Here is a 5414-nt window from a genome sequence, read left to right as displayed (position 1 = left end):
ACTGTTGCACCTTCTTCAGCGAGTCTTTTGCTAATGGCTGCACCCATTCCACGGCCACCGCCAGTGATGAATGCTATTTTGTTTTCTAAACGGTTCATAATGTTTATGTATTAATTCTGATCAAAAGTAGAGGCTTATACTTACATTTGCAGGTATGCATTAAATTGTCAGGTACTAACAAAAAGGTAAGAAATGAGAAAGGAATCTTCTACGAATGCTATTAATGAAAAACAGATCAACGACAGTTGTGGCATGGCTTATTCTTTGTCGGTATTGGGGGGTAGATGGAAGCCAGCGATACTTTGTCGGTTAGTTCATCAGACTATGCGATATAGTGATCTGAAAAACTCTATAGAACAGATCTCAGAAAGAATGCTGGTTTCTCAGTTGCGGGAACTGGAGGCTGATCAGGTTGTGAAAAGGACAGTGTATCCTGTGGTTCCGCCACGGGTAGAGTATGAACTCACTGAACTTGGGTTGAGTATGAAGCCTATGCTAAAAGCGATGTCCGATTGGGGGAATATGCATAGGAGCAAGGTTAATCCTGATGCTGAGGTTGTGATTTCAGAGTTTTAATGAGGTTGAGGGCCTAAGTTACGGAACATATTGAGCATCCATCCTGGAATGCATCCTTCTCCTGATAAATTACCTTTTGAAACTGCTGGCTTGACTGGAACGGCAATTGAAGTGCAGGTCTTTTTCACCTGACAATTTTGAGGTGCAGCCGTGTGGAGCGTGATGAATAAGACCGGGATGAATAAAATTGCTTTCATGTGATTTCTAATTGTTATCACCCCTAAGTCTATAGTCGTGCCAAAAAAAGAAAAACTCATCTGTTGCTACAGAAAGGCGGTTTTTGGACTATAGTTGTTCGTATTCGAACAGTCATTATGTTCGTTAATGAATAGGGTATTTATTCTGCTTTTTCCGGTAGTGGGTTGAACCTTCTTTCTCCCACTTGTTGTCGCCACATGGCATAATATAGCCCCTTTTGAACCAGAAGTTCATCATGAGAGCCAGTTTCTGCTATTTTTCCTTTTTCCAGCACATAGATGATGTCGGCATGCATGACAGTAGATAACCGGTGTGCTATTAGAATGGTCATTTGCTCGCGGCTTGCTGAAATCTCACGAATGGTGGTGGTAATGTCTTCTTCTGTTAGAGAATCCAGTGCAGACGTAGCTTCGTCAAAAATCAATAACCTGGGCTGGCGTAGTAGAGCACGGGCGATGGAGATTCTTTGTTTCTCTCCTCCGGAAAGTTTCATGCCATTTTCTCCAAGCATCGTATTTACGCCATGTGAAGCTTTTGCGATTAATCCGGAAGCAGAAGCTTTCCGGAGTGCTTCGCTGATTTCTTCATCAGTTGCAGAAGGTTTAACAAAAAGCATGTTTTCTTTAATGCTTCCTGCATACAGTTGAGTGTCCTGCGTAACAAAACCAATTTGTCTTCTTAAAGGGTTGTAACGCAGGTCTGTAGAATAAACATCATTAAAGAAAATCTTGCCTTCTACTGGTGTATACAAACCAACAAGTAATTTAACCAGGGTCGATTTACCTGACCCTGAAGGCCCGACAAAGGCAATAGTTTGTCCTGTCTTAACAGCAAAGGAGATGTTGTCTATGGCATTGTAGTCGGCTGTTTTATGACGGAAGACGACATCCTCAAAGCTCAGGTTTTCCAGCGGACCAATGGCTATTGGGTTTTCTGGCCGCCGCTCTGTAGGTTTATTCATGAGTTTGTCGAAATTACGGATCGAGGCATCTACTTCCCTGTATTGAAGAATCATATTTCCCAGGTCTTGTAGCGGCCCAAAAATAGCTATGGAAATAAACTGCATGGCAATTAATTCTCCTGTACTAAGTACTTTCCGGAAAATGAGCCAAAGAAGGATAAATAAGATGGATTGTTTGAGGATGTTTAGGGTAGCTCCCTGTAAAAAAGAAAGCAGGCTTACTTTCTTTGCCTTAAACATCTCCAGTTTGAATATTTTTAGGGTCTGTTCATTTAAACGCCTGATTTCCGGAAAAGTTAATCCGAGGCTTTTAACCAATTCTATATTGCGCAGACTTTCAGTGATGACACCGGCTTGTGCATCCGTTTGCCGGTTGATCTGACGCTGAACGGTCTTGATTTTTCGGGATAACAATCCTGTAAGAGAACCAAGTACCACTACACCAATAAAGAAGACTGGAATGAGCATCCAGTTTTTACTGATACTGTACCAAAGTAGAAAACCTGTGCCCACCAGGGAGGAAAAAAGTACATTGATAAAGGAGTTAACAAAACGTTCGGCATCTGTTTTTACTTTTTGCAATACGGATAATGTGGTGCCGCTTCTGTTCTCCTCAAACTCCTGAAAAGAGAGCCTAAGCGTCTGTTTAAGACCATCGTTGAAAATATGCATGCCGAATTGTGCAACGGTTTTTCTGGTGAGGAATTCCTGGCAAGATTTAAAAAATTTTGAAAGCAGGGCGATCAGGACAGCAATACCCAGCCAGTAGACTACATTTTGAATAAGTTCTTTTTCGGAAAGACCATTAGGGTTACTGGCATAATTGTCTACAATTTTTCCAAAGATTAAAGGATCGATGAGGCTGAGCAGTTGGGCTGCTCCGGCTAAGAGAAGAGAGAAGAAAATAAGTTTTTTATGAGGTTTCAGGTATTTCCAAAGTGTTTTCATCGTCCCGGGGATTATAGCGTAGCTGAGTTTATAACAAAAATCAATCCCTTTAGGTGGTCGAAGATGAAGTATGGGCAAATAGAGACCAGATGCATAGAAAACTCATACTCTGTTCGCAAATACCGGGGGCTTTGGCGACCGAGGTTTGAACATGGCGTGCACACGATATGCAGTAGGTATAGTCCCGTTATAGTGGAGATTAAGTATTTGTAATTAAATGCGGGGATTTAGCTGTTGTATAAAAAGAAAAAGGACCGAAGTCTAGCGACTCGGCCCCTTTTCATTAAATTAACGCTCTCGGGTATAAAGGTAGAAAAGTTTTTTTAATACGTGCAATTTTTTTTTATTTTTTTTGGAATAAAAACATGTAATTTACTTAATGCCAGTTTAGCGCCTTTTTTATGAAAAACATCTTTTATTTAGTGTTATTACTTTTCTTTACTCATTTTCCGATACTTACAAAAGCACAGCTATTTGCTCCTAAAAAGACATTTTCAAGAGCAGATAGTTTAAAAGGAAGATTAACCGCTATAAGAAGTTGTTATGATGTTAATTTTTACCATCTGGATGTGAAATTTGATATTCAGAAGCGGTTTATTACAGGTAGTAACCTTTTTCAATTTACAGCCACACAGGATTTTATTAAATTGCAGTTTGATCTGTTTGCCAATTTGGATATTGATAAGATCATGTATCATGGTCGGGAGCTAACCTATGTCCGTGAGGCTAATGCCGTATTTGTTTCTTTTCCACAGAAGATTAATAAAGATAGCAAAGATGAATTTACGGTGTTTTATTCTGGTTATCCGAAGGTTGCAAAAAAAGCACCGATGGAAAGTGGGGTTGTATTTGCTAAAGATTCTTTGGGCTATCCATTAGTAGCTACTGCATGTGAAAGTCAGGGCGCTAGTATTTGGTGGCCAAATAAAGATCACCTTTCCGATGAACCTGATAGTATGCTTATTAGTGTGCGGGTACCTAAAGAATTAAAGGAAGTATCTAATGGACGTTTAAGAAAGGTTACTGAGCTTAAAGATGGATATAAGAAGTTTGATTGGTTTGTGGGTAATACAATTAATAATTACAATGTAGCAGTAAATATTGGAAACTATGCTCATTATGGCGATAGTTATGATGGGGAAAAGGGGAGACTTACGCTGGATTACTGGGTTTTGCCTTATAACCTGCATAGGGCTAAATTGGATTTTGGAAAGAATGTAAAACCTTTATTAAAAGCGTACGAACATTGGTTTGGTCCATACCCTTTTTATGAAGATGGGTATAAATTGGTGGAGACACCATATCCTGCCATGGAACACCAGAGTGCGATTAGTTATGGAGGGTATATGAAAAATGGACCAAAAAATGAATTGGTAGGCGTAAAGGGAGGTGTTAAATGGGATTTCGTAATTGTTCATGAAAGTTCACATGAGTGGTTTGGAAATAATATTACGGCTACGGATCTGGCTGATTTATGGATTCATGAAGCATTTGGGAATTATGCTGAGTCTTTGTTTATTGAGGAAATGCATGGGAAAAAGGCTGCTCTGGATTATATTCAAGCCAATCGTGCCGGGGTATCAAATGACAGGCCTGTTGTTGGGCCCTATGATGTGAATCAAATGGGATCTGGCGATGTGTATGCGAAGGGAGCAGTCTTACTCAACTCGCTAAGAACGATCATTAATGATGACGAGAAATGGCGTGGTATTTTAAGAGGGTTGAATAAGAAGTTTTATCATCAAACGGTGACTTATAGTCAGGTAGTCGACTACGTCAGCATTCAATCCGGTAAAGATCTGGTGCCGGTATTTGATCAGTACTTACACTATAAAAGTCTTCCGGTTCTGGAAATTACCAATAAGAGTGGTCAATTGGCTTGTCGCTGGATTGCCGAAGCTCAAGGTTTCAATATGCCTGTTCGGGTTAAGGTACCGGGTGGAGAATATCAGTTTATCTATCCTTTGGATAGATTCTCTCCTATAAATATTGATGGGGCTTCGCTTGAAGCCATAGAAGTGGATACTTCTAATTTCTATTTAGGAATTCTAAAGTCAATTTAACAGGTCAATTTCTAATTGGATATAATTATATTCTATTTTAAAGTAACTAAGAAATTAAAAATAAAATTTGCGTAGTTAAATGACTACGTTTATATTTGTAGTCAAATAGCTACATAATGAATTTAAGAAGAGATGTATTTCAGGCGATAGCAGATCCGACAAGAAGGGCTATACTTCTGCTGGTTGCTTCGCAGTCTTTAACTGCGGGGGCAATAGCTGCAAATTTCGATACCGCAAGGCCAACAGTCTCAAAGCATTTGCAAATACTTACGGAGTGCGAATTGCTTAAACAAGAACAAAATGGCAGAGAGATTCACTATCACATCAACGCAAAAAAAATGAGAGAGGTTGCTGATTTTATTGAGCCATTCCGGCAAATGTGGGAAGATAGATTTAACACATTAGAAAGTATAATGAAAGAATATAAAAGCAAATAGCATGGAAAAAAAAACAAAAATTAATGCTGAAGAAGGCAGACAAGATTTGATGATTACCAGGGAATTTGATTTGCCACTGGAATTGCTGTTTAAAGCTTATGAAGAGTCAGATATCGTTGAGCAATGGATGGGAACGAAAGTGTTGAAACTTGAAAACAAAAAACATGGAAGTTACCAGTTTGAAACCAGTGATAACAAGGGGAATGTTGTATTTCGGGCAAATGGTGTTAT

Annotated in this window: 6 protein-coding genes; 4 read left to right on the top strand and 2 right to left on the bottom strand. The window is 39.3% G+C overall.

The genetic code is table 11. The annotated features are described in order from the left end of the window. Positions 1 to 192: 192 nt before the first annotated feature. Positions 193 to 576 carry a winged helix-turn-helix transcriptional regulator gene (locus VNZ46_RS16725; protein ID WP_199076128.1) on the top strand — a complete coding sequence of 128 codons (384 nt, stop codon included), beginning with the start codon at positions 193 to 195 and terminating at the stop codon, positions 574 to 576. Here VNZ46_RS16725 and VNZ46_RS16720 read toward each other — a convergent pair. Further along, complete coding sequence (locus VNZ46_RS16720) at positions 573 to 773, bottom strand: hypothetical protein (RefSeq protein ID WP_325561200.1); 201 nt, start codon at positions 771 to 773, stop codon at positions 573 to 575. The genes VNZ46_RS16725 and VNZ46_RS16720 overlap by 4 nt on opposite strands. A gap of 140 nt (positions 774 to 913) precedes the next feature. Then, positions 914 to 2683: an ABC transporter ATP-binding protein gene (locus VNZ46_RS16715; RefSeq protein ID WP_325561199.1), complete on the bottom strand. Its 1770-nt coding sequence runs from the start codon at positions 2681 to 2683 to the stop codon at positions 914 to 916. Between the two features lie 401 nt (positions 2684 to 3084). On the opposite strand from VNZ46_RS16715, the gene VNZ46_RS16710 reads away from it, so the two are divergent. The 3 genes from VNZ46_RS16710 to VNZ46_RS16700 all read left to right on the top strand — a co-directional run. Then, a complete protein-coding gene (locus tag VNZ46_RS16710) occupies positions 3085 to 4746 on the top strand; it encodes a M1 family metallopeptidase (RefSeq protein WP_325561198.1) in 1662 nt (553 codons plus the stop codon). A gap of 116 nt (positions 4747 to 4862) precedes the next feature. Continuing rightward, positions 4863 to 5183 (top strand): metalloregulator ArsR/SmtB family transcription factor, encoded by a 321-nt coding sequence (locus VNZ46_RS16705; RefSeq protein WP_325561197.1) that lies wholly within the window; start codon positions 4863 to 4865, stop codon positions 5181 to 5183. A gap of 1 nt (position 5184) precedes the next feature. Beyond that, positions 5185 to 5414 (top strand): SRPBCC family protein (locus VNZ46_RS16700; protein WP_414693503.1); only part of this gene is annotated, 230 nt, incomplete at its 3' end.

The organism is Pedobacter sp. (genome assembly GCF_035566355.1).
In the GTDB taxonomy this organism is placed as follows: domain Bacteria; phylum Bacteroidota; class Bacteroidia; order Sphingobacteriales; family Sphingobacteriaceae; genus Pedobacter.
Note: the sequence above shows the minus strand (reverse complement) of the source record. Positions and strands in the feature narration are given on the sequence as shown.